The sequence below is a fragment of the Streptomyces sp. NPDC028419 genome (assembly GCF_055565515.1).
The window spans coordinates 78830-101706 of record NZ_JBVHUE010000023.1; the positions used below are offsets into that span (position 1 = coordinate 78830).

21 protein-coding genes are annotated in these 22877 nt (G+C 71.0%); 16 read left to right on the forward strand and 5 right to left on the reverse strand.

The window, feature by feature from the left end; genetic code table 11:
- The first annotated feature begins 3 nt into the window (after nt 1-3).
- The 9 genes from ACZ4UB_RS25590 to ACZ4UB_RS25630 are packed head-to-tail and all read left to right on the forward strand — an operon-like array spanning nt 4 to nt 8874.
- A complete protein-coding gene (locus ACZ4UB_RS25590; protein WP_468073475.1) occupies nt 4-777 on the forward strand; it encodes a tryptophan 2,3-dioxygenase family protein in 774 nt (257 codons plus the stop codon).
- A complete protein-coding gene (locus ACZ4UB_RS25595) occupies nt 774-2015 on the forward strand; it encodes an aminotransferase class V-fold PLP-dependent enzyme (protein ID WP_468073477.1) in 1242 nt (413 codons plus the stop codon). Before ACZ4UB_RS25590 ends, ACZ4UB_RS25595 begins: the two co-directional genes overlap by 4 nt.
- A complete protein-coding gene (locus ACZ4UB_RS25600; RefSeq protein ID WP_468073479.1) occupies nt 2012-3322 on the forward strand; it encodes a tryptophan 2,3-dioxygenase in 1311 nt (436 codons plus the stop codon). The genes ACZ4UB_RS25595 and ACZ4UB_RS25600 overlap by 4 nt, the downstream gene beginning before the upstream one ends.
- On the forward strand, nt 3319-4983 hold the full coding sequence (locus ACZ4UB_RS25605) for an FAD-dependent monooxygenase (RefSeq protein WP_468073481.1): 1665 nt from the start codon (nt 3319-3321) through the stop codon (nt 4981-4983). Before ACZ4UB_RS25600 ends, ACZ4UB_RS25605 begins: the two co-directional genes overlap by 4 nt.
- A 53-nt stretch (nt 4984-5036) precedes the next feature.
- Nucleotides 5037-5987 carry a branched-chain-amino-acid transaminase gene (ilvE, locus tag ACZ4UB_RS25610; protein ID WP_468073483.1) on the forward strand — a complete coding sequence of 317 codons (951 nt, stop codon included), beginning with the start codon at nt 5037-5039 and terminating at the stop codon, nt 5985-5987.
- Nucleotides 5984-6793: a cyclase family protein gene (locus tag ACZ4UB_RS25615; RefSeq protein WP_468073485.1), complete on the forward strand. Its 810-nt coding sequence runs from the start codon at nt 5984-5986 to the stop codon at nt 6791-6793. The genes ilvE and ACZ4UB_RS25615 overlap by 4 nt, the downstream gene beginning before the upstream one ends.
- Nucleotides 6794-6827: 34 nt before the next feature.
- The gene (locus tag ACZ4UB_RS25620) at nt 6828-8108 is read left to right on the forward strand and encodes an MFS transporter (protein ID WP_468073487.1); all 1281 of its coding nucleotides are present in this window, start codon (nt 6828-6830) and stop codon (nt 8106-8108) included.
- A 5-nt stretch (nt 8109-8113) separates the two neighbouring features.
- Nucleotides 8114-8368, forward strand: coding sequence for a chorismate mutase family protein (locus ACZ4UB_RS25625; protein ID WP_468073489.1), 255 nt, complete (start codon nt 8114-8116; stop codon nt 8366-8368).
- Entirely contained in the window at nt 8365-8874 is a 510-nt protein-coding gene (locus ACZ4UB_RS25630) for a hypothetical protein (RefSeq protein WP_468073491.1), read from the forward strand. Before ACZ4UB_RS25625 ends, ACZ4UB_RS25630 begins: the two co-directional genes overlap by 4 nt.
- On the opposite strand, the gene ACZ4UB_RS25635 is transcribed toward ACZ4UB_RS25630, so the two are convergent.
- Entirely contained in the window at nt 8852-10003 is a 1152-nt protein-coding gene (locus tag ACZ4UB_RS25635; RefSeq protein ID WP_468073493.1) for a helix-turn-helix transcriptional regulator, read from the reverse strand. The genes ACZ4UB_RS25630 and ACZ4UB_RS25635 overlap by 23 nt on opposite strands.
- Nucleotides 10004-10205: 202 nt before the next feature.
- Between ACZ4UB_RS25635 and ACZ4UB_RS25640 the strand changes: the two genes are divergently transcribed.
- Nucleotides 10206-10379: a hypothetical protein gene (locus ACZ4UB_RS25640; protein WP_468073495.1), complete on the forward strand. Its 174-nt coding sequence runs from the start codon at nt 10206-10208 to the stop codon at nt 10377-10379.
- A 124-nt stretch (nt 10380-10503) separates the two neighbouring features.
- Here ACZ4UB_RS25640 and tuf read toward each other — a convergent pair whose 3' ends face one another.
- The 4 genes from tuf to rpsL form a co-directional block, all read right to left on the reverse strand.
- On the reverse strand, nt 10504-11697 hold the full coding sequence (tuf, locus tag ACZ4UB_RS25645; RefSeq protein ID WP_354382754.1) for an elongation factor Tu: 1194 nt from the start codon (nt 11695-11697) through the stop codon (nt 10504-10506).
- A 148-nt stretch (nt 11698-11845) separates the two neighbouring features.
- The gene (fusA, locus tag ACZ4UB_RS25650; protein ID WP_354382753.1) at nt 11846-13975 is read right to left on the reverse strand and encodes an elongation factor G; all 2130 of its coding nucleotides are present in this window, start codon (nt 13973-13975) and stop codon (nt 11846-11848) included.
- A gap of 39 nt (nt 13976-14014) precedes the next feature.
- Nucleotides 14015-14485, reverse strand: coding sequence for a 30S ribosomal protein S7 (gene rpsG / locus ACZ4UB_RS25655; protein WP_330332013.1), 471 nt, complete (start codon nt 14483-14485; stop codon nt 14015-14017).
- A 2-nt stretch (nt 14486-14487) separates the two neighbouring features.
- Complete coding sequence (gene rpsL, locus ACZ4UB_RS25660; RefSeq protein ID WP_007265893.1) at nt 14488-14859, reverse strand: 30S ribosomal protein S12; 372 nt, start codon at nt 14857-14859, stop codon at nt 14488-14490.
- Between the two features lie 407 nt (nt 14860-15266).
- Between rpsL and ACZ4UB_RS25665 the strand changes: the two genes are divergently transcribed.
- From ACZ4UB_RS25665 to ACZ4UB_RS25690, 6 genes are all read left to right on the forward strand, one after another.
- Entirely contained in the window at nt 15267-17750 is a 2484-nt protein-coding gene (locus ACZ4UB_RS25665; protein ID WP_468073497.1) for a YfhO family protein, read from the forward strand.
- Between the two features lie 78 nt (nt 17751-17828).
- The gene (locus tag ACZ4UB_RS25670; protein ID WP_468073499.1) at nt 17829-18551 is read left to right on the forward strand and encodes a Crp/Fnr family transcriptional regulator; all 723 of its coding nucleotides are present in this window, start codon (nt 17829-17831) and stop codon (nt 18549-18551) included.
- 87 nt (nt 18552-18638) lie between these two features.
- The gene (locus ACZ4UB_RS25675; RefSeq protein WP_468073501.1) at nt 18639-19382 is read left to right on the forward strand and encodes a hypothetical protein; all 744 of its coding nucleotides are present in this window, start codon (nt 18639-18641) and stop codon (nt 19380-19382) included.
- Nucleotides 19379-21400, forward strand: a complete 2022-nt coding sequence (locus ACZ4UB_RS25680; protein WP_468073503.1) for a hypothetical protein — start codon at nt 19379-19381, stop codon at nt 21398-21400. The genes ACZ4UB_RS25675 and ACZ4UB_RS25680 overlap by 4 nt, the downstream gene beginning before the upstream one ends.
- A 13-nt stretch (nt 21401-21413) precedes the next feature.
- Nucleotides 21414-22376 carry a hypothetical protein gene (locus ACZ4UB_RS25685; RefSeq protein WP_468073505.1) on the forward strand — a complete coding sequence of 321 codons (963 nt, stop codon included), beginning with the start codon at nt 21414-21416 and terminating at the stop codon, nt 22374-22376.
- Complete coding sequence (locus ACZ4UB_RS25690; protein ID WP_468073507.1) at nt 22373-22870, forward strand: Pycsar system effector family protein; 498 nt, start codon at nt 22373-22375, stop codon at nt 22868-22870. The genes ACZ4UB_RS25685 and ACZ4UB_RS25690 overlap by 4 nt, the downstream gene beginning before the upstream one ends.
- Nucleotides 22871-22877: the final 7 nt, after the last annotated feature.

The following is a 22877-nucleotide window of genomic DNA, read 5'->3' on the forward strand; positions in this document are numbered from 1 at the left end:
ATCGTGGCCAAGGACTATTCGGTTCCCGTACTCGACGGAGAAGGGGACAACGACTACACGCGCTACATGCGGACCGACACGCTGCTGTCGCTCCAGCGCCGCCCCGAGGACATGATCCACCGGGACGAGATGCTCTTCCAGGTCGTCCACCAGTCGACCGAACTGTGGCTCAAGCTCGCCTGCCACGAGGTCGAGGAGGCCACCCGGCAGATCGACGCGGGGCAGCTCGACACCGCCGCCCGGCTGCTCGGCCGCGCCTCGCTGAGCGCGCGGATGACCGCCGACCAGCTGGAGATGATGCGGCAGCTGGCCCCCTGGGACTTCCAGATCATCCGTACCGTCCTCGGGCACGGTTCGGGCTTCGAATCCCCGGGCTGGAAGGCCGCCCGGCTGGTCAGCCAGGACCTGGAGAAGGCGTTCCGGCGGCTGACCGAGGCCCGCGGCACCGACCTCGTCGAGGTCTACCGCAGCAGCCAGGACACCCCGGAGTACCGGCTCTGCGAGGCGCTCATCGACTGGGACGAGCGCATCTCGCTGTGGCGCACCCAGCACTACAAGATGGCCACCCGGGTCATCGGCCACTCCGTGGTCGGCACCAAGGGCGCGCCGGTGGAGTTCCTGGCCAAGCTGATCGGGCACAAGTTCTTCCCGCGGCTGTGGGAGCTGCGCACCGAGCTGACGCTGAGCGGTCCGATGGGCGAGGACGAGCCGGCCCCCGAGTACGCCGAGTACCTGGAGGGCGCCGCGCCGCCGGCCTGCCCGATGGGCCCGGCGTGAGCACCGGCACCACCGGCACCACAGGCGCCACCGGCGTCACCGGCGTCACGGCCGCCGCCTTCCGGCGCGCCTTCCCGATGCTGGAGCGGACGGTCCACCTGGCCAGTTGCAGCCTCGGCGCCCGGTCCGACGCGGTCGACGCCTCCCTGGAGCGCATGCAGGAGGCCATCGGGGCGCGCGGGGCGCCCTGGGACCGGTTCGAAGGGGAGGTGCACGAGGCCCGGGAGAACATCGCCGCCCTGATCGGCGCGACCCCGGACCAGATCGCGATCCTGCCCAACGCCTCCGTCGGCGCCTACCAGGTGGTCTCCACCCTGGCCCTTCGGACGCCGCGGACCGAGATCGTCACCACGGTCGAGGAGTTCCCCTCCATCGCGCACGTCTGGCTCGCCCAGCGACCGCGCGGCGCCCGCGTCCGCTTCACCGGGGACCGGGAGGGCGGGCGGGTCACGACGGATGACTACACGGCCGTCCTCGGCCCCGGCACCGCTCTGGTCTCGGTGCCGATGTCCACCTACCAGTACGCGGAGCGGCCCCCGGTGGCGGAGATCGTCGGGGCCGGCCGCGAGGCCGGGGCGCTGACCTTCGTCGACGCCTACCAGGCCGTGGGCGTGATGCCGGTGGACGTCACCGAGATCGGCTGCGACTACCTGGTCGCGGGCACGATGAAGTACCTCGCCGGCCTGCCCGGCCTGGCCTTCCTCTATGCGCGCGCCGGCCTGACCACCGACCGGGAGCCGCGGCTCACGGGCTGGTTCGGGCGGGTCGAGCCGATGGCCTTCGACCCGCTGCGCCTCGACTTCCCGGCCGTCGCCCGCCGCTTCGAGACCGGGACCCCGGCCGTGCCCGCCGTCTACGCCGCGAACGCCGCCTTCGGCCTCTTCGACGGCGTCGACTGGGCCGACGTACGACGCCACGTCGGCGCCCTGGTCGACCTCGCCGCACGCACCCTGACCGCCCAGGGCGAGCGGGTCCGCCGGGCCCGGACGCCCGAAGCGCAGGGCGCCCACCTCGCGCTGTACGACGTCGACCCGCGCTCCCTGTCCGGATGGCTGACGACGCGGGGCATCGCGGTCAGCCCGCGCGGCCCCGTCGTGCGCCTGTCCTTCCACTACTACAACTCCGCGGCCGACGTGGAGGCCCTGTGCCAGGAGGTTCGCGCCTTCCGCGCACTGACCGGACCCGCCCTGCCCGTCCCCGTCCCCGTCCCGCTCCCGAAGGTGAGACCCCCAGAGTGAAAGAGCTGACCGACTGGCTGGCCGATCCCGTACCCAGCCGGTTCCCCTACCCCGCCGTGCTCCAGGAGTTCCACCTCGTCGGCAAGCACTTCGTGTCCGACGCGACCCTGAAGTCCCTGGCCCTGGCCCGCGAACGGCTCGCCCCGCAGCCGGTGACCGGTACCGACGCCGACGCCGACGCCGACGTCGACGCGGCGGAGCGCCTGCTCCTGGACCGGTTCCTGGACACCGCGCTCGACAAGTGGGACGGGCGCTACGACTACCCCACCTACACCTCGCTCGGCGTGCTCGGCCTGCCCACCGCCGACGACGGCCCGGAGGCCGCCGCCGCGGCCCGGGTGACCCGGGACCGGCTGACCGTCCAACTCCTCGCCGACCTGCTGCGCTTCGAGCTGGCCGCCGTCGAGGGGCGCACCACGTGGCTGCCCGAGATGCGGCCCGACGCCCGGATGGTGGAGAAGCGCCACCGGCTCGCGGTCCGCGTGGCCCGGCCCGCCCTGGAGCGGCTCGGGCTCGGGGACCGGCTCACCGCCGCCGACCCGGCCGGGCAGGCCGCCCAGCTGTGGGCGCTGGCCGACGGCGAACTGCTGGACGCCCGCGAGCGCCAGGTGCTGCGGCTCAGCATGCTGCCGGTCTACGTGTCGCACGACGAGCACATGTTCATCCGGGTGCTCCAGACCTTCGAGACGACCTTCGCGCTGCTGGCGCTGAGCATCCGTACGGCCATCGGCCACCTCGACGGCGCCCGCACCGAGGAGGCCGCCGCCCACCTGGCGGTCGCCGAGAGCGCGCTCGCCGAATCGGCCCCGCTCTTCTCGCTGCTGGCGACGATGCAGGTCGAGTCGTTCCGGGTGTTCCGCGACTTCACCGAGGGCGCCAGCGCGATCCAGTCCCGCAACTACAAGCTGGTCGAGTCGCTGTGCCGGGTCCCGGACCAGGACCGGCTCGACTCCCCCGCCTACCGCTCCACCCCCGAGGTGCGCGAGCGGATCCTGGCCGGCCAGCAGACCCTCGACGCGGCCTGCACCACCGCCTTGGGCGACCCGCGCTTCACGGCCGCCGACCGCGAGGTGCTGACCGCCTCGATGCTCGGCTTCGCCGGGGCGCTGCGCCGCTGGCGCCAGACCCACTACCGGATCGCCGTGCGGATGCTCGGCACCCGCTCGGGCACCGGCGCCACCGAGGGCACCCCGTACCTCAGCTCCGTGCGCAAGATCCCGGTCTTCCGCAGCGTCACGGAGGAGCCGGACACCGACACCCGCACCGCCACCCCCGGCCACCCGAACGAAGGCGAAGCAGCAGCATGAACAGCGACCAGATCCCCGTCGGCATCGTCGGCGCCGGCCCCGTCGGCATGGCCCTCGCCGCCCGCCTGGCCTCTTTCGGCATCCCCTCCGTGCTCTTCGAGCGCGACCCCGAGCTGCGCAAGCAGGGCTCCAAGGCCTGCCTGATCCAGGGCGACGTGCTGGAGGTGCTCGACAAGTTCGGGTGCGCCGAGACCATCGGCGCCGAGGGCGTCACCTGGACCACCGCCCGCACCTACGTGCGCGGCAAGGAGATCCGCGCCGCCGAGTACACCCGCCGGATCGGATACGGCCCCTTCGTCAACATCTCGCAGTTCCGCATCGAGCAGCTGCTGCTGGAGAAGATCGAGTCCGAGCCCCTCGCCGAGGTCCGCTGGGCGCACGAGATCACCGACGCCGTGCAGGACGCCGACGGGGTCACCGTCACCGCCGACACCCCGGACGGTCCGCGCACGTACACCTGCCGCTACCTCGTCGCCTGCGACGGCGTGCGCAGCCCCATGCGGGCGCTCACCGGCGTCGCCTGGACCGGCTACAGCCACCAGGACCGCTTCCTGATCACCGACCTGAAGGTGAAGCTGCCGCTCGCCAAGGAGCGCCACTTCCACTACGACCCGCCCTTCAACCCGGGCCGCCAGCTGGTCATGCACCCGCAGCCGAACGACATCTGGCGCATCGACTGGCAGCTCGCCCCGAACACCGACATCGAGGCCGAGCGCGCCGACGGCCGCTTCGACCAGCGCGTGCGCGCGGTGATCGGTGACGTGGACTACGAGATCGACTGGCTGTCCACCTACCGCTTCCACCAGCGCGTGGTGGAGAACTTCCGGATCGGCCGGATCTTCTTCGCCGGCGACTCCGCCCACTCCCTGCCGCCGTACGGCTCCCGCGGCATGAACAGCGGCATCCAGGACGCCGACAACCTCGCCTGGAAGCTCGCCCTCGTGATGCGCGGCCAGGCCGACGACGCCCTGCTCGACACCTACCACGACGAGCGCTACGCCGCCGCGAAGGAGAACCTGGCCGTCACCGAGGCGACGATCAAGTTCATGGTGCCGCCGAACCTGCTGCGCCGCACGGTCCGCAAGGTGCTGCTGACCCTCTCCCAGCCCTTCCAGGGCGCCCGCGACAAGGTCAACAGCGGCAAGATGGCCGAGCCGCACACCTACGTCGACTCCCCCGTCGTCGAGTCCGCGCAGCGCCACCCGCTCCTGGGCGCCTTCGCCCCGGACGCCCGGATCTCCGCGCCCGGCGCCGCCCGCCTGCGCGAGCTGTACGGCGCCGGCTTCACCGGCCTGTACTTCGCCGCGGACCGGGAGACCGCCCGCGCCTTCGCCGAGCGCGCGCTCGCCGACACCCGCGGCCTGACCGCCGACCTGATCGTGGTCCTGCGCGAGGGCGAACTGGCCGTACCGGCCGCCGGCCCCGCCGACGACATGCCCGCGGGCGTGACCGTACTGCGCGACCGCGACAACGTGCTGCGCGCCGCCTACCAAGCCACCGAGGGCACCTGCCTGGTCGTCCGCCCCGACGGCCACCTGGGCGCGCTGGCCGACGCCGACCGTCCGGAGCGCTACGGCGACACGCTCGCCCGTTGCGCGCTGGCCACGGCCGCCACCGCCGAGGACGCCGCGGCCGACGTCCGCGTCCCGGTCGCCGTCTGACCCGGCCCGGTCCGCGCCCGCCCTCCCCCTTCTTCCGCCTCCAGGAGCACCCCATGACCGTCCCCCAACTCCCCACCCACGGCTGGCTCAACGGCACTGTCGTCGACTGGGAGAACTGCACCGTCCACGCCCGCTCGCAGGGCGCCTTCTGGGGCGCCAACGTCTTCGAGGGCCTGCGCGCCTACCGCCGCCCCGACCGCTCGGGCCTCGCCGTCTTCCGCATCGACGAGCACCTCGCCCGACTGCGCCGCTCGATGAAGGCGCTGCGCATGGAGATCCCCTTCACCGACGAGCAGCTGAGGCAGGGCGTGCTCGACGTGCTGAAGGCCAACGCCTTCGAGGAGGACGCGCACATCTGCGTCGTCTCGTACTTCAACATGGGCCCGAACGGCGACCCGCTCAGCCACACCGACGACGCCGGCGCCCACATCACCACCACCCGCGCCCCGCGCGGCCGCGGCTTCGACGGCGGGCTCTCCGCGACCATCTCCTCCTGGCGCCGGATCAGCGACGACAGCATGCCGCCGCGCATCAAGGCCGGTGCGAACTACCACAACAGCCGGCTCGCCCACCACGAAGCCGTGCGCAACGGCTACGACACCACGCTCCTGCTCAACCAGCGCGGCACCGTCTCCGAAGCGCCCGGTTCCTGCGTCGTGATGCTGCGCGACGGCAAGCTCGTCACCCCGCCCGGGACCAGCGGCGTGCTCGAAGGCATCACCGTCGCCACCCTCGGCGAACTCGCCGCGAACGAGCTGGGCATCCCGATGGAGCGCCGCGAGATCGACCGCACCGAGCTGTACACCGCCGACGAGATCTTCGTCGCGGGCACCCTCGCCGAGGTCGCCCCGGTCACCACCATCGACCGGATCCCGGTCGGCGACGGCACACCGGGCGTGACCACCCGCAAGCTCCAGGAGCTCTACGACGCGGTGGTGCGCGACCAGCACCCCGACTACCGGCACTGGAACACGATCGTCCACACGACGGAGACCTCCGCATGAGCACCGCCGCCACCACTGCCACCACCGCCGCCACCGCCCTCGCGCCGCTGCTGGGCGCCCTCCTCGACGGCTCCGTCGAGGTCGTCGACCTCACCTCGCCACTGTCCGAGCAGACCCCGCTGATCCAGCTCCCGCCGGAGCGCGGCCAGCCCTGGCCGTTCGCGCGCGAGGTCATCAGCCACTACGACGAGGCCGGACCGACCGTCTACTGGAACAACATCCGCCTCTCGGAGCACACCGGCACCCACTTCGACGCGCCGGTCCACTGGCTCACGGGCCGCGACCTCGACGACGTCTCCCAGGTACCGCCGCAGCGCCTGGTCGGCCCCGCCGCCGTGCTCGACTTCTCCGCCGAAGCCGCGGCCGACCCCGACTTCCTGCTCCAGCGCCACCACGTGGAGGCCTGGCAGCGGGAGCACGGCGACCTCCCGGCGGGCGGCTGGCTGCTCTACCGCACCGGCTGGGAGGCCCGCCAGGGCGACCAGGACACCTTCCTCAACGGGCGGCACACCCCCGGCATCGCCCCGGACTGCGCCCGCTGGCTCGCCGAGGAGACCGCGGTCATCGGCATCGGCGTGGAGACGGTCGGCACCGACGCCGGACTCGCCGGCGAGTTCGAGGACCAGCCCTACCCCTGCCACTGGTACTTCCACGGCGCCGACAAGTACGGCATCACCCAGCTGCGCAACCTCCACCGGCTGCCCGCCCTGGGCGCGGTGCTGATCGCCGCGCCGCTGCCCATCGTCGGCGGATCGGGCAGCCCCGCCCGCATCCTCGCCCTCGTACCGGCCGCCGCCGGCGCCTGACCGTCCCCCGTTCCCGCCGCCCCGGAAGGCACCCATGAGCCCGACGCCCGACGCCCTGGCCGCGCTCCGCCGCAGGTCGGTCAACCGCATCCTGGTCCTGCACGGCCTGTCGTCCTTCTGCTACGGCATGGTCTTCCCCTTCATCGGGATCCACCTGGCCGCCCAGCCGCGGATCGGGACGGCCGGAGTCGCCGTCTACTACGGCGCCAGCGGCCTGGCCAACCTCGCCGTGTCCCTGCTGCTCACCGCCGCGGTCGTCCGCGTCCCCCGGCACCTGCTCGGCGTCCTCGGCCTGCTCCTGTGGGTCGGCTGCTTCGGGGTGCTGACCGGCGCCACGACCCTGCCCGAGGCGGGCGCGGCCGCCGTGCTCGGCGGCGCGGGCCAGGGCGCCTTCATGGCCGCGATCATCCCGATCGTGAACTCCCTCGTGCCGCCCGAGGAACGGCGCGCGGTCTTCGCCCGCCGCTACCAGATCCTCAACGCCACGCTGGCGGGCGGCTCCCTGGTGGCCGGCCTGTTCCTCGCCGCCTTCTCCCGGGAGGCCATCACCTGGCTGCTGCTGGTGAACGCCGCCGGATACCTGCCGGTGGCCCTCGTCCTGGCACTGGCCCGCAAGGTCCCCGGGATCGCTGAATCCGCGGCGGCCGGCCAGAGCCCCGACGGCCCGGCCCCGGAAGCGGCGGCCCCCGCCTTCGGCACCGGCATGCTCGTCCGCGCCTCGCTGACCGCCGCCCTGTTCCAGTTCGGCGCGTACCTCTTCGGCTTCAGCCAGTTCGAGGCCACCGCCCCGCTCGTCGCCGACCAGCTCATGGACACCGGCATCGGCTGGATCTCGGTGATGCTCACCGTCAACGTCGTGGTGATCGTGGCCTGCCAACGCCCCCTCGGCAAGCTCCTGGAGAAGCACGCCGAGGAACGCGGACTGCGCCTCGCCGTGGCCCTGTGGGTGATCGGCTTCCTCTGCGCCGGCGTGAGCGCCTTCGGCCCCGGGCCCGTCCAGCTCACCGGGCTGATCCTCTACGCGGCCTTCTTCGGCCTCGGCGAGTGCGCCTACTCCTGCTCGTTCCACCCCTGGCTGATCTCCAAGGTGCCCGACCGCGAGCTGACCCGGGCCAGCGCCCTGTGCAACTCGATGATGGGCATCGGCATGTTCTTCGGCCCCTCCGCGGGCATCGCGCTCATCGGCCTCGGCGACCCGCTCTGGGTCTGGCTGCCGCTGGCCGCCCTGTGCGGGCTCGTCGCCCTCACCACCCTGCGCCGCAGGGCCCGTACCGCCGCCGACTCCGGCGCCGCCGCGCTCGTACCGGCCGGCTGACCCCCGTGACCACCACAACGGAGAACCCCATGCAGCCCGACGACATCGCCGTCCTCGACCAGCAGATCATCCACCTCGTCGGCCGGCGCGCCGAGGCCGCCCGCGCGCGCACCCGCGCCCGCGTCACCTCCGGCGGCGCCCGGACCTCCCTGACCGAGGAGAACGTGGTCATCGACCGCTACCAGGAGGAATTCGGCCGGCCCGGGGTCAACCTGGCCCTGCTGCTCCTCGGCCTCCCGGACCGGCTGCCCCGGCGGTGACCGCCGTCCGGTGCTACGTCTACGCCCGCACGCCCGCCGGGGCCACCGGCGCCCCGGCCGGCCCCTGGCGGGTGGGTGTCCTGCCCGGCGGGACGCCCGCCCTGCCCCACGCCCCGCTGACCGCCTCGGCCGACCCGGCCGCGGCGGCGGCCGCCCTGGTACGGGAGCTGACCGGCCGGATCCCCCGACTCGTCGCCCCGCCCGTGCCCCCGCTGGAGGGGGCCGGGGCCGCGTGGTGGACCCGGTCGCCGCAGGGGGGCCCGTACGCGCGCGAACACGAGTACGTGATGGTCGTGCCGGGCCCGCCGCCGCCCGGCCTGGACTGGCTGGCCCCGACGCCCGCGCGGCCCCTGCCGCGGGACGAGAACCTCCGGCTCGCGGCGGCGCTCGGCTCCGTCCTGGACGCACTGCTCGCCGGGCGGACCGACCCCGCCGTCATGCGGGCCATGACCTTCGGCCACAGCCGCCGGGACGTGGGCCCGCCTAGGCCCCGGGCCCAGTGGTGACCGGAGCCGCACCCTCCGCGGCCCCACCACCGCCGACCGCCCCAGCACCACCGACCGCACCAGCACCACCGACCGCACCGCCCCCGGCGCCGCCCGCCCGGGACTCGCCGTCGAGCACCACGCCCGCCTCCTCCAGGCCGACCAGGTAGCCGATCTGGAAGCGGCTCTTCGCGTCGAGGGACCGCATGATCTCCGCGACGTGCCGCTGAACCGTCCGCACCGACATCCCGAGCCTGCGCGAGATGGCCTTGTCGTCCAGGCCCTCGGTCAGCAGCCGCACGATCGAATGGCGCAGGTCCTCGGAGACCTGCTTCGCCCACTCGCGGTCGAAGCTCACGGGGAAGGGGTCCGCCGCACGCCACGCCGTCTCGAACGAGGTCACCATGAACGCGACCAGATTGGGCTCGTAGACCACCAGGGCGTGCGCCGAGTTCCCCTGCACGCTGACCACCGCCGCCCGGCGGTCGTAGATCAGCATCCGGTCCGGGCCGTCGGCGAGGGTGCGCACCTCCGCGCCGCGCTCCATCATCCACTCGGCGAACTCCACCGTGTGCTGGCTGTAGCGGGCCGGGTGCTGGTAGATCGACCGGCTGCTCACCCCGCGTTCGAGCAGCCGCGCCATGCTGCCGCGCGCCTTCTGCAGCGCCTCGGGGTCGCGCGCGCCGCCCGGCTGCACGTGCAGCGCCTCGGTCTGGCAGCTGTCCGTCAGCCCGTCGATCAGGCGTCGTACGTCGTCCAGGTCGGTCAGCAGTTCCACGGCCTTGCGCTGCTGGCGCTGCTGACCCTGCTGGTAGCAGGGCCCCAGCGTGGCGAAGGAGGTGCGGATGCGCTCCACCGCTTCGGACTGCCGGCGGATCCTGCGCTCCATCGGCCACAGCAGCTGACCGGCCGCGAACTGCGGGGAGACCACCGCGAGCCGGTTCTTGTGCTCCGCGTCCCGGCGCAGCAGCCGCAGCGCCTCCAGCTGCTCGACGGCGGCCTGTAGCTCCAGCTCGCCGAGGCCGAGCGGACCCGCCACCTCCTCCGGTGTGAAGGAGGGCAGACCGGCCACGAACTCGTAGAGCCGCAACCCGTCGGGTGTCAGCTCCGCCGGCGGAACCTCAGCGGCTCCGTTTTCGCCGTACTCCATCGACTTCGCCACCCTTCGTGTTTGCGACAGACGTGAATACCGCAGGTCAAGGGGGGTCCCGTGCGGCTCCTGCGCGCGGCAAGCTACTCGAAGACAAGCCAGCCGGCCATCCGGGGAACATCCAAAACTGGCTGATCAGCGCCGTATGTCGACCGGCAATCTGATGCTGTTCTGACCTCTCAGCATGAAAAGGACCCACACAATGCAGTCGATCTCTGCCCGAATCGCCCTGCTCATCACCGGTGTAGCCGCGGCGCTGGCCATCATTATCGGCCAGTCTCCTATGGAGTCCAGCACCGGGCAGAACGTCGCCGGCGACAACGGCTGGTCCACCCCGGTGAAGACGGCCACCACCTTCGACAACGGCTGGTCGTAACGGGACCCCCGGGGCACGCCCCCCGGGAAACGCCGAGGGGCCCTTCCCCGTCGCTCTCGCGACGGGGAAGGGCCCCTCAGTGCATGGTGCTCCGCAGAGCTACCAGGTCGGATCAGGCCTGAAATCAGGCGTTGATCTTGGTGACCTGGCCGGCGCCGACGGTCCGGCCACCCTCACGGATGGCGAACTTCAGGCCCTCTTCCATGGCGACCGGCTGGATCAGCGCGACGGTCATCTCGGTGTTGTCACCGGGCATGACCATCTCGGTGCCCTCGGGGAGGGTCACGACGCCCGTAACGTCCGTGGTACGGAAGTAGAACTGCGGGCGGTAGTTGTTGAAGAACGGGGTGTGACGGCCACCCTCGTCCTTCGACAGGATGTAGGCCTGAGCCTCGAACTCCTTGTGCGGGGTGACCGAGCCGGGCTTGATGATGACCTGGCCGCGCTCGACGTCCTCGCGCTTGATGCCGCGGAGGAGCAGACCGACGTTCTCGCCCGCCTGGCCCTCGTCGAGGAGCTTGCGGAACATCTCGATACCGGTGACCGTGGTGGTGGTCTTGGTCTCCTTGATACCGATGATGTCGACGGTCTCGTTGACCTTCAGGACACCACGCTCGATACGACCGGTGACGACGGTGCCACGACCGGTGATCGTGAAGACGTCCTCGACGGGCATGAGGAACGGCATCTCGGTGTCACGCGGCGGGGTCGGGATCGCCTCGTCGACGGCGTCCATCAGGCCGAGGAGCTTGTCGCCCCACTCCTTGTCGCCCTCGAGCGCCTTGAGCGCGGAGACCTGGACGACCGGAAGGTCGTCGCCCGGGAACTCGTACTCGGAGAGGAGCTCACGGACCTCGAGCTCGACGAGCTCCAGGATCTCCTCGTCGTCCACCATGTCGGCCTTGTTCAGGGCGACGACGATGTACGGAACGCCGACCTGGCGGGCCAGGAGCACGTGCTCCTTGGTCTGCGGCATCGGGCCGTCGGTGGCGGCGACCACGAGGATCGCGCCGTCCATCTGCGCGGCACCGGTGATCATGTTCTTGATGTAGTCCGCGTGACCCGGGCAGTCGACGTGGGCGTAGTGACGCGCCTCGGTCTGGTACTCGACGTGCGCGATGGAGATGGTGATACCGCGCTGACGCTCTTCAGGAGCCTTGTCGATCTGATCGAAGGCCGAGGCCGCGTTCAGGTCCGGGTACTTGTCGTGCAGCACCTTGGTAATGGCGGCCGTGAGGGTCGTCTTACCGTGGTCAATGTGACCGATGGTGCCGATGTTGACGTGCGGCTTAGTCCGCTCGAACTTCGCCTTCGCCACGGGGTCCTCCTGGAGAGTGGTTCTGTACGCCTTACAGATTGGCGCCAGGTGATCTTTGCTGGAAAGCCGGTACCCCGGGGCAACGGGAGGGTTGCTCCTGTTGCCCCTGAGGCTCCGGTGACAAGCCTAAAGCGTGTACTCGGAAGAGTTACTCGCCCTTGGCCTTCGCGATGATCTCCTCAGCGACGTTCCGGGGAACCTCGGCGTAGGAGTCGAACTGCATCGAGTAGCTGGCGCGACCCGAGGTCTTGCTGCGGAGGTCTCCGACGTAGCCGAACATCTCCGAGAGGGGCACGAGGCCCTTCACGAGGCGAGCGCCGTGACGCTCCTCCATGGCCTGGATCTGGCCACGGCGGGAGTTGATGTCACCAATGACATCACCCATGGACTCTTCGGGCGTGGTGACCTCAACGGCCATCATCGGCTCGAGGAGCACGGGAGAAGCCTTGCGCGCGGCCTCCTTGAAGGCCTGCGAACCGGCGATCTTGAAGGCGAGCTCGGAGGAGTCGACCTCGTGGTAGCCACCGTCGAGAAGAATGACGCGGACGCCAGTCATCTCGTAGCCCGCCAGGATGCCGAACTGCATGGCTTCCTGCGCACCCGCGTCGACCGAGGGGATGTACTCCCTCGGGATGCGGCCACCGGTGACCTTGTTCACGAACTCGTACGCCGGACCGTCGGCCTCGAGGATCGGCTCGATCGCGATCTGCACCTTGGCGAACTGACCGGTACCACCGGTCTGCTTCTTGTGGGTGTAGTCGTGACGCTCGACGGTCTTGCGGATCGTCTCGCGGTAAGCGACCTGCGGCTTGCCGACGTTGGCCTCGACCTTGAACTCGCGCTTCATACGGTCGACCAGCACCTCGAGGTGCAGCTCGCCCATACCACCGAGGATGGTCTGGCCGGTCTCCTCGTCCGAGTGGACGTGGAAGGAGGGGTCCTCCTCCGCCAGGGACTGGATGGCGACACCCAGCTTCTCCTGGTCGCCCTTGGACTTGGGCTCGATGGCGACCTGAATGACCGGGGCCGGGAAGTCCATGGACTCCAGGATGACCGGGTTCTTGTCGTCACACAGCGTCTCACCGGTGGTGGTCTGCTTCAGGCCCATGACGGCGACGATGTCACCGGCGCCCACCGACTCGATCTCTTCACGCTTGTTCGCGTGCATGCGGTAGATCTTGCCGATGCGCTCCTTCTTGCCCTTGACGGAGTTCAGCACCGCAGTGCCGGCCTCCAGGCGGCCCGAGTAAACCCGGACGAAGGTGAGCTTGCCGAGGTGCGGGTCGCGCATGATCTTGAACGCGAGCGCCGCGAGGGGCTCCTCGTCAGACGGCTTGCGCTTCACGACGACCTCGGCGTCCTTGACGTCGTGGCCTTCGATGGCCTCGATGTCGAGGGGCGACGGGAGGTAGCGGACGACGGCGTCGAGCAGGGGCTGGACGCCCTTGTTCTTGAACGCCGTGCCACAGAACACCGCGGTGACGGTGGCGCCGTTGTCACCCTTGGAACCGATGATGATGCGACGCACAGCGGCGTGCAGCTGCTCGACCGACGGCTCGACGCCCTCGAGGAACAGCTCCATGATCTGGTCGTCGTTCTCGGCGACCGTCTCGACCAGCTTGGCGTGCCACTCAGCGGCGGCTTCCTTGTGGGTGTCCGGGATGTCGACGATGTCGTACATCTCGCCCTTGGTCGCCTCGGCGGACCAGACGAACGCCTTCATGGTGACCAGGTCGACAACGCCCTGGAAGTCCATCTCGGCGCCGATGGGGAGCTGCATGACGATCGGAACCGCACCGAGGCGGTCCTTGATCATGTCGACGCAGCGGTGGAACTCGGCGCCGGTGCGGTCCAGCTTGTTGACGAAGCAGATGCGCGGGACGCCGTAGCGGTCCGCCTGACGCCAAACGGTCTCGGACTGCGGCTCGACGCCGGCCACACCGTCGAACACGGTGACGGCGCCGTCGAGGACGCGGAGCGAACGCTCCACCTCGACGGTGAAGTCGACGTGACCCGGGGTGTCGATGATGTTGATGGTGTGGTCAACATCTTCGAGCGGCCAGTGGCAGGTGGTGGCGGCAGACGTGATGGTGATACCACGCTCCTGCTCCTGCTCCATCCAGTCCATCGTGGCAGCGCCGTCGTGGACCTCACCGATCTTGTACGACACACCGGTGTAGAACAGGATGCGCTCGGTGGTGGTCGTCTTGCCCGCGTCGATGTGGGCCATGATGCCGATGTTGCGCACCTTGGCCAGGTCAAGCGAAGTGGTAGCCATATCGGCTCAGTCTTCTCTCGGTCTCGATGTGGGTTCGGACTACCAGCGGTAGTGCGCGAAGGCCTTGTTGGACTCGGCCATCTTGTGCGTGTCCTCGCGCTTCTTGACGGCAGCGCCAAGACCGTTGGAGGCGTCCAGCAGCTCGTTCATGAGGCGCTCGGTCATCGTCTTCTCGCGGCGGGCGCGGGAGTAACCCACGAGCCAGCGCAGCGCGAGGGTCGACTGACGACCCGGCTTGACCTCGATCGGCACCTGGTAGGTGGCGCCACCGACACGGCGGGACTTGACCTCGAGGGACGGCTTGACGTTCTCGAGCGCGCGCTTCAGCGTGATGACCGGGTCGTTGCCGGTCTTCTCGCGGAGGCCTTCCATGGCGCCGTAAACGATGCGCTCGGCGGTGGAGCGCTTGCCGTTCAGGAGGATCTTGTTGATGAGCGACGTCACCAGGGGAGAACCGTAGACCGGGTCGATGATGACCGGGCGCTTCGGGGCGGGGCCCTTACGAGGCATTTCTACTTCTCCTTCTTGGCGCCGTAGCGGCTGCGGGCCTGCTTGCGGTTCTTGACAGCCTGGGTGTCAAGCGCACCGCGGATGATCTTGTAACGAACACCCGGCAGGTCCTTCACACGGCCACCACGCACGAGCACGATCGAGTGCTCCTGCAGGTTGTGTCCCTCACCCGGAATGTAGGCCGTGACCTCGATGCCGGAGGTCAGACGCACACGCGCGACCTTACGGAGCGCCGAGTTCGGCTTCTTCGGGGTGGTCGTGAACACACGCGTGCAGACGCCGCGACGCTGGGGCGAAGCCTCAAGCGCGGGGGTCTTTGTCTTCTCGACCTTGTCCTGCCGGCCCTTACGGACCAGCTGCTGGATCGTAGGCACTACTTCTCCGGTTTCTGTGTGCCGTGTAGTGAAGCTAACCTGGAACATTTGCCGACCCACGCGGTCGGGTGTGTCGTACCCGCTCAGCCCCCGCTCAGCGCGGAGACCCTACGGATAACGGTGGCCAGTGCGGCTCGCGTGCGGTTGATGGACACGCACGGGAGCCCAGGCACACCCCAGGCACAAGGTCTGAGCGTACCTACCGCATTCACTCCGGTCAAAACAAATGCCCCCGCCGGGTCGACCACCCCCGGGGGCCCGGGCCACGGCCGCTTAAACTACCCGAAACCAACCAGCATACCGATCATCGAACAGCGCGCGACCCGGCGCCGGCCCCGGTGGGCCCCCGCGGACGCACGGCGCACCGACGGGCATCGGCGAGCATCAGGAGCAAGACATTGGGCACCGTGGCATCGGAGCGGTCGACGGTCGGCGATCCGCCCCCAGAGCCCGCACGGCCCGCCCGCCGGCGCCTGCGGCTCGTCCTGCGGCGGCTGTACGCGCCCCTGCTCGCCTTCCTCGTCACCTCGGCCGCGTTCTGCTCGGCCTGGGCGCTGCGCGGGAGCTACCCCTTCGGCAACACCGGGCGGGCCCTGAACGACCAGGCCAACCAGTACGTGCCCTTCCACCGCGCGCTCTGGGACCTGGTCCACGGGCAGGCCGCCGGCGACCTGCTCTTCACCTGGCGCGGCGGCTTCGGACAACAGTTCCTGTCCGACTACTACACCTACCTCGGCAACCCGCTGTCCTGGCTGACCGTGCTGGTCCCGCGGGCCCGCGTCGACCTCGCCGTCTTCCTGGTCACCCCGCTCACCATGGGGCTCGCGGCGGCCCTGATGGCCGTCTACCTCGGCAAGCTGGTCCCCGGCCCGTGGTGGCAGCGCGGGGTGCTGGGCGCCTGCTACGGCCTGTGCGGATGGGCGCTGAGCGACGCCTCGTACATCCCCATGTGGCTGTGGGGCCTGGTGGCGCTGCCCCTGCTCGGGATCGCGGTCGAATGGTGCCTGGAGCAGCGGCGCTGGCCCTCGGTCGCCCTCCTCGTCGCGCTGGCCTGGTACGGCAACTTCTACACCGCGATGATGGCGACGATGGCGGCCTGCGTACTGCTCGCCGTCCGTCTCATCACCCGGGACATGGAGTCCGGTGCGCGACTGCGGGCCGTGTGGCGCGCGGCCACCGCCGCGGCGGTGGGCATCATGCTCACCCTCCCCCTGCTCCTTCCGTCCTTCCTCTCCAGCGGCGCGGCGCAGCCCACCGACGCCTCCTCCTTCCACCCGCAGCGCATCGAGGTCTTCCTCAGCGGGATGCTGCCCGCGACCCACCTGTGGGGCGGCCGGCCCCGGCTCTACATCGCCTCGCTCGGGCTGATCCTGGCCGGGTCCTTCCTGCTCAACACCGCCGTCGCCAAGCGCACCCGCCTGGTGTGGGGCGCCGCGATCGTGCTGGTGGCGGCCTCGTTCCAGTTCCCGCCGACCCAGTACGTGTGGCACGGCCTGGCCGTCCCGAACGGCAACCCGTACCGCGAGGCCTTCGTCTTCAGCGGGATGCTGGTGGTGCTGGCCTGGCTGGCCCTCGCCCACCGGCCGCGCCCGCTGCACCTGGCGCTCAGCGCGGCCCTGCTGGTCGTCGCCACCTTCGTGCTGCGCCACACCAACGACTTCGGCGGCGCCACCTGGCTCGCGGTCCTCGGCGGCGGGGGCGTCTCGCTGCTCGCGCTGCTGCTCCTGGTCATGGGCGGCAAGCGCCGCTACCTCGTGCCCGTCGCCGCCGTCCTCATGGTCGGCGTCGTCTTCGCGGAGTCGACCCTGGCCGCGGTCAACGCCGACGAGCGCCGGGCCCGCGAACGCTGGGCCGCGCCCGCAGTGACCTCGAACCGGTCGATCTCCCAGCACTTCGACGCCGTCCGCGACGTGGACGGCTGGCCCGCCTACCGGACGGACTCCGGCGCGCCGCAGACCGCGTACAACGACGCCCTCGCCCTGCGGGCCGAGGGTCCGCAGTACTACAGCAGCTACCTCCCCGAGGCCACGTACCGGGCCCTCGAACCCCTCGGCTTCGGCTACAAGAACGACGGCCGCACCTTCTTCGGCGCCGACAACCCGGTCCTCGACGCGATCTTCTCGATCGGCGCCCGGGTCCGCCCGGGCGACGCCCCGAACAGCTGGACGGCCAGCCGCTTCCCGGCCCCGCCCCTGGTGACCGTGCGCAGCGCCCCCTTCACCTCGCCCCATCCGGCCGACAGCGTGTACGCGCACCAGGAGGACGTCCTGGGCGCCTCCGTCTACGACGTCCCGAAGGTCACCCGCACGGGCCCGGACACCGCACAGACGTACACCGCCCGGTGCACCCCCGGCTCCGAGCTGTACTGGTACTCCCCCGCCCTCTACGGCACCGTCGTCAGCGACGGCACCCGCCGCCCGATCGAGGACAAGCTCTCCGGGGTCATGAAGCTCGGCCCGGTCCCGGCCTCCGGCACGGTCGAGGTGACGGTGGAGACCCGCTCCCAGGGCGCCGCCCCCGCACACCCCGTCGGCTGCCTGGACCGCGGCCGCCTCGACGCGGCCGTCGCCCACCTGAAGGCCACCGGGGCCACGAAGGTCACCGCCGGCGGCCACGACATCGAGGCCACCCTCCCCCGCGGCGCCTCCGGCACGGCGGTCTTCGCGATGACCGACGTCCCCGGCTGGCAGTGCACCGCGGACGGCGCCACCACCACCCCGACCGCCTTCCACGGCCTGGTCGCCCTCCCGGTGACCCCGTCCACCGGCAAGGTCGCGTGCACCTTCACCCCCCGAGGCCTCACCCCGGGCCTAGCAGCCGGCACCCTGGCCCTCCTGGCCCTGATCTCGGTCACGGTCGCAGGCCGCCGCCGCAGGGGCGCAGCCGGCTAATACCGTCGTTCCGGGGCCGCCCGAACCCTGTGTTCAGTACATTGACCGCCCTGATCACCGGGCGGGAGGCGGCAGCGGATGGGTGCGGACACGCACGTCACGAGCGGGGACGGCGGGCTGGACGATCGTGTCCCCTTCCTCGCTCGGCTGGGGGACGCGGACGGCGCTGCGTTACGGGCCCTGGGGCGCGAGGTGACCTATCCGCCCCGTGCCGCCCTGCTCCACCAGGACGAGCCCACGGCCCACGTGCTGCTGGTGCTGCACGGCTGGACCAAGGTCACGGCCGCGCACGCGAACGGGTACCAGGCGCTCCTCGCCCTCCGCGGTCCGGGCGACATCATCGGTGAATCCGCGGCCCTCACCCGGCGGCCCCGCTCCGCGACCGTCACCGCGCTCGAAGGCGTCCGCGCCGTGGTGATCGAGCACGAGAGCTTCCGCCTCTTCCTTGGCCGCAGCCCCGAGGTCTCCTTGCAACTGGCCGCCCTCGTCTCCGATCGGAACCGGGCGTCGGACCGGCGCAGCCTCGAGTTCGCCTCTCTGAGCGTGCGCGAGCGCCTGGCGATCCTCCTCCTGGACCTGGCCCAGATCCACGGCAGACGCACGGACGAGGGCGTCGAGGTGGGGGTCCCGCTGACGAAGCAGGAACTGGCGGGGGCCGTCAGCGCGTCGCGCGAGATGGTCCAGCGCGCGCTGAAGGACCTCCGCGACCGCGGGGTCGTCAGCACGGGCCGCCGCGCGCTGGTGATCGTACGGCCGGACGTCCTGCGCCGGATCGCCCGGGCCCAGCCACCAGCGGGCTGAGCACTGCCGTCTTCAGTGCACACGGTCACACTCCGGCAGCGTCATACGACCTCACGCCGTGGTCCCGGACTGCCGCACGCTCCTCCCATGACCACGAACCCGCCCACGGGACACCCGCTCCCGTACTCGATCCTCCTCATCGACACCGAGCGCTTCAGCGACCGCGACGACGTCCAACAGGCGTACCTGCGCCGCATGCTCTACGGCATCGTCGACCGCTCCTTGCAGGCCGCCGGAGTCGATCAGACCCTGCGGCTGCACGAGGACCGCGGCGATGCGGTCATGGAGCTGATCGACACCTCGGTCCCCCTCACGACCCTGCTCCGTACCCTGCTCAGCGACGTTCCCGCCGAGCTCCACGCAGTGAACCGGCTGGCCGCCGAATCGGCTCGGATCCGCTTGCGGGCCGTCCTCGCCACAGGCTTCGTCACCCTGGACGGCAACGGCTGGGTCGGTTCGGACCTCAACGAGGCCTGCCGCCTGCTGGACGCCGGCCCTCTGCGTGCGGCGCTCCGGGAGAGCCCGGACGACTACGCACTCTGCGTCTCGGAGTCGGTGCACGCGGGCATCGTGCGCCACAACCACCTCGGGATCCGGTCCGAGGAGTTCACGCACGTCACGTTCCCCAGCAAGAACGGCCCGCTGGGGGCATGGCTCCGGGGGCCGCTGCCGGCTTCGCCCGCGGCACCGGAACCCACACGGGAGCCCACGTCGCCACCCGCACCCGCGCCCGAACAGCCGGGCCTCACATTCCGGGGCACCAACCACGGCGTGGTCGCGAACCAGGTCCAGGGGGGCATCAGCTTCGGTGACCGGGGCGGCCGACCGTGAGCGCGGAGCCCAGGTCCCCCGACGCGGAGCCGGCGCCGGACGCGCCGGAACAGCCGGAGCAGCAAACCCAGCAGGCCTGGGACGCCCGCCGTGACCTGAACGCCCACGCCCCGCCCTCGATGAGCTTCGACGGTGTGAACCACGGGGTCGCCGCCCGCAACATCACTGGCGGCGTACACCTCTACGCCTTCGGCGGCTACGGGTCCTCCACCACCTCGGGCGAGATCCCGCGAGAGACCTTGGACCGGCTGGCCCGGGGCTTCGTCACCGACGGGACCTGCTTCGACGCCCTGGTGGGGCGGCTTCGCGCCGAACACGTCCTGGTCCTGAGGGGCCACGCGCACACCGGCCGCCGCACCGCCGCCCTGATGCTGCTGCATGCCGTCGGGTGCACGTCCGTACAGTCCGTGGACCGCGGCACGAAGCCCGAGGACATCACCTTGGGCGAGCACGGTGGCCACGTGCTGTTCGACCTCGAGATCACGCGGGATCAGCCACTCCGGGAGCCACAGCTCCTCGCCGTGCGAGACCGGTTACGCAAGAAGAACGCGTACCTGGTGATCACCACGGGCCACAGCCCGTATGTCGAGGACACCATCCGGCGTGACCACTGGACACCGCCCCGGGCACGAGCAGTGCTCGCAGCGCTGCTGAACCAGCGCGTGGACGAGCCCACAGCAGAACGTCTGCTCGCCCTGCCCGCGGTCCTCCGGTTCCTCGCCCAGGAGAATCAGCTGCGCGAAGTGGTCCCCTATGCCGACATCCTCGTTCAGGAGGACGAGGCGCGGATCGAGGGCTACTCCCAGTTCGCCCTGGAACGCCAGGTCCAGGAGTGGTTCGAGGAAGCCGAGGAAACCCTCCCGCTGCGGGAGAAGGCCTTCCTCATCGCACTCGCGGCCTTCGACAACGGCCCTTACGCCTTGACCGCCGAACTCAGCGACCGGCTCTTCGAGCGATTGCGTAGGACCGGCGCTTCCGAACACGGAGAGAGCATCCCGGTGTTCGGGACACACATCGGCAAGCGTCTCCAGATCGCACGTGCGGACCTCGGAGCGGCTGACGAGCAGACGGAATGGGGGCTCGTTCGGCAGGAGAACGCCTACTTCAAAGACCAAAGGACCGCTCCCATCCTGCTGAAGCAGGTGTGGACCGCCCACCCGGCCGCGCGACCGGCACTCATCACCTGGCTGGACCAGCTCTCCAAGGACGGACGCCCATTCGTCCGCACCCGGGCCGCCGCCACCGTGGCCGTCCTCGCCCTCAGCGACCTGCCGTCCAGCATGGCGCTGATCATCGAACGATGGGCTGCCGCGAAGGAGGTGCGGCAACAGCTCACCGCGGTCAGCGCCCTCACGTTCGCCTACCGGTTCGACGCCCCCAACATTCCGAAGATCATCGATGTCTGGACCGCCGACGGCGAAGCGGCGAAGCGCTGCTGGGTCGCCGTCCGTGCCCAAGGGCTGATCGGCCTGCATCGACCCGTCGAGACGCTCGCCGCCTTGCGGGCTCAGGCCCGTGCACAACACAAGCTGGCGAAGCCCGATGAGCACATCGTCAGGGAGCTCCCCCAATCCGTGGCCCTGCTGCTGCTCTCCGACGCCGCCGAAACGGTCCTCGGCGAACTGCTCCGCACCCTCGACGACCACCCGGCCACCCGCGCACTCGCCGTGAACGGCTTCCTCGCCGCCTGCTCACCACCGGACGACGGCCACTGCCCTCCCGTGCTCGCCCAGTACGCGAAGGGCACCTCCGCCGCCCACGGCATCGCCCTGCTGATGCGTACCGCCCTCGGTGACCGTGAGCGCACCACGGACGCGGAGGGCGTCCTGTGCGATTGGGTACGCGCCGCCGACCGGGACCCCGCAACGGAACGGGCCCTGGCATCCCTGCTGCCCGCCCTCGCGACCGACGCCCGTGAGGCCGCCCGCCTCGATCACCTGCTCGACACCGTGCTGGGCCTCGACGGCCGCCCGCCACCCGCAGCCGCGAAACGCCTGCGCGCCCTCACCCCCGCCTGAGAGGAGCCCCGTCATGGAGAACCCGCTGCTCCGCGCCCCCGACTGGGACCAGCACGCCCACCGGCACAGCCCGCTGATCGACCCGGTGCTCACCGTGCGCCAGCTCGGCCGGTTCGACCTCGTCCGCACGGTCCCGACCCGAATCGACCACGCCCTGGTCTGTTCGACCAGGCGCGGCACGTACGACACCTTTCTGCCCCCGCACCGGCCGCGCGCCGCCCGCCGCCGCTACAACGCCGTCTACGAAGTGGACCTGGGCATCCACCCGGTGCGGGACCGGATCCTGTTGCCCAGCAGCGACGACGCCCACGAGTTCGACGCCACCGTGGAGCTCGACTGGCAGGTCACCGACCCGGCCCTCTACGTGCGCAGTGGCCACCGTGACGTCCCCCGTCTGCTGCTCGGCGCACTGGAACGAGCGGCTCGCCCGGTCGCACGCCGGTTCCCCATCGCCGACAGCGCCAACGTCGAGGCGGAGGTACTGTCCGCCGTGCAGCACGCACCGCTCGGCGAGGACGCGGGGCTGCGCGTGCGGTGGACCGTACGGGTCCGCAGGGACGCGGACAACATCGCCCACGCCCGCCACCTCCAGGAGATCGAGCACGCGACGGCCGCCAGCGTCCTCACGCAGCAGGGGCAACTGGAGATCCAGGAGTACGAGGCCAAGCGCATCGCCTTCTACCGCGAGTACCTGGCGCGCGGCGGGATCGACGCCTGGGCCATGCACCTGGCCCAGCACACGGGGGATTCCAAGGCGGCCATGGACGGTCTCGCCGAGAACCACAGGAACCAGCTCAAAGCACAGTTGGATCTGGTGAAGGCGGTGCTGGACAAGGGCGGCGCGGAGCCCTTCGAACTGGCGGCGATCAAGAAGCTTTCGATCACCGCCGCCCACGGCATCCTCGGTCAGTTCATCCCCCACGAACCGCCCCCGGCCGCCCCCTCCGACCCGGCGGACCCGGACGCCCCCCGATGAGCGGCGCCGGGGACGAGGCCGCCGCCCGCCTCCTCGCCGACCTCCGGGTCGAGATCGCCCGGGCCGACAGCAAGGCCGCCCTGCTGGTCGGCGCCTTCGGAATGACCGCCGGGGTGCTCAGCGCCCAGCTCGCCGGCCGCCACTGGCGGCCCGGCCTGCTGTCCGCGCCGGGACAGACCGTGTGGTGGGCCGGCGCGACGGCCCTCGCGGTGGCCCTGCCCGCGCTGCTCCTGGCCGTACTGCCCCGCTCGCTCAGCGCCGAATGGCGGGCCGGGGTCCCCCTCTCCTACTTCGGGGACGTCCGCTCCGCGGACCGCCAGGGCCGGCTCGCCGAAGCCCTCGCCACCACCCAGGCGAACCCGGACGCCGCCCTGCGGACGGCCCTCGCGGCGAACAGCCGGATCGCCGTCCGCAAACACCAGTGGATCCGCACCGGGCTTCTCGCCTTCTGCGCGGGCGCGCTCCTGCTGCCCACGGCCCTGCTCATCGGCTGACCGGAGA